The sequence below is a fragment of the Roseinatronobacter domitianus genome (genome assembly GCF_023336755.1).
Lineage (GTDB): Bacteria > Pseudomonadota > Alphaproteobacteria > Rhodobacterales > Rhodobacteraceae > Roseinatronobacter > Roseinatronobacter domitianus.
In genome coordinates, this window is the sequence record NZ_JALZWP010000047.1 from 1 (window position 1) to 1,684 (window position 1,684).

The following is a 1,684-nucleotide window of genomic DNA, read 5'->3' on the forward strand; positions in this document are numbered from 1 at the left end:
CCCGCCTTCGGCCTGACGCAGGAGCGCGATGATCTCCGCCTCAGTGTATCTGCTTGTCTTCATTCGAAATCTCCTCGTTCATCATGCCGAGAAAATTCTACTTATGCAGCCCCTTACTTTCGGGGGGGATTACCAAGCCATGCTAACACGGCTGCACATGGGGCGGTAGCGAGGATATCACCAAGCTCTTGAACAGTCTCATAATCAGCAGCTAGCGTGTAGCCCCACGCAAGTGCATCTCTCTGAAGTTCCTGAGATTTGCTGCCATCAAACACGATGAAAGTTTCCGGAAGAGCACGTTGTACCGTCTCACGCCATTCCTTCGGCAATGGTTCTTTTGTCTTCCGCGGCCACTTATTGATACCGAGCCACAATAAGAAGTCTTCTAGGTCGTCCGCCTCAGATGGGAGGCCGTTCCCGACGGGGTCATCAATCAGGAGTTCTGGGTGAGTGGAATATAGCTCCGCGTTAATCTTGCCGCATTGCCCATAGGCTTCCGAAAGGTGAACCGATGCGATATCCTGCCAGCTGCCATCCTTGCACTTGACTCTTATGGCACCCGTAGGCCTTTGACGTTTTCTGTCGTGGAGAGCATACAACTCACCCAAGAATTCTGACTGAAGACGATCAGGATCAGGGTGTTTACTCTTCAGCAACTCTCCAAGCCGCGCCCGTAGTGCTTGGATAACACCTTCAACGCTAAACTCTGTAACGCGGAAGCCTTTGAGTGATGTGATTTTTTCTCGAAGTGTTGAGCCATCAGCTTGTTCAACGAGCCGACCCCATAACTCTGGATATATAAACCGAGCGCTAGACCAACGCGGTAAATTTCGCCGCTGGTCATGTCGACTTGGGGGAGGAAACGGAATCGCACTCTTTGGCATCGACTTTAGCTTCGTATCAAGCAGAAGTCGTCGGTCATGGTGCTGTTCTGGCAATGTCGAGGAAATCCCAACGATGGCACGAGCTCGCTCATCTATCTCCAGTTCAGAATTCCTCAGTCGTTCCAGTAATTCTGACGGTTCGATTTCTGGGACTTCCAACTCTTCTCGTAGTAGATTTTCAATCTCTTTTTCTTCGACAGCAGCCAGCTCTCCGAATAGACGTCGTGGTAGGAAGTGTGCGTAACCGACGGGTCCGATCAGGCTCTCCGCGGCCGTTCGCCATTGCCCGTCTAGGCCCAGGATGAGTGGCAAGTCGCAGGCTCGCCGCCAGGTAGCTCGGGCAATGATCTCCAATTGCTCCGGGAACTCTCCTTGGGCAACTAGCCAGTCGAGTGGTTCATCATTAAGCCGACCATCTTCGCGCAGCTCGTGAAGCATCTCCGCATAAAAGATACCTAGGGCGTTGAGAACAGCGTCATTGAGAGAAGACCCGTCTTCAATTGTCTTTCGGTTAGAAGCAAGTTCTAGCGTTGCATGAAATAGACCAGTGAACGGCAGCGGTAGCGATGTTGGGAAGAAGCTGTGAAGGCAACCGGCTTCGCAGCTTTCGTCAAGCCGCAGAGCAATCGCCAGCTCGTATTCGCGTTCGGCCTCACCGCTGCCGAGTATTCCTGGGAGTGTCATGAACTTTGTGTATCTGGTCTGGCCCATGCGGGTTTCAGATACGGTTACGCATTGAAGCGATCCTCGAACATTATGGCGAAATGGTTGCGGGCGGCAAACCATTCCCGGACATTTCG

At 52.4% G+C, this 1,684-nt stretch carries 1 protein-coding gene; it reads right to left on the minus strand.

What is annotated here, in order from left to right; all coding sequences use genetic code 11:
• Nucleotides 1-113 precede the first annotated feature (113 nt).
• Nucleotides 114-1,684, minus strand: a 1,571-nt coding sequence (locus tag M3N55_RS16635; RefSeq protein WP_249060975.1) for a hypothetical protein, incomplete at its 5' end; no start/stop codon positions are given.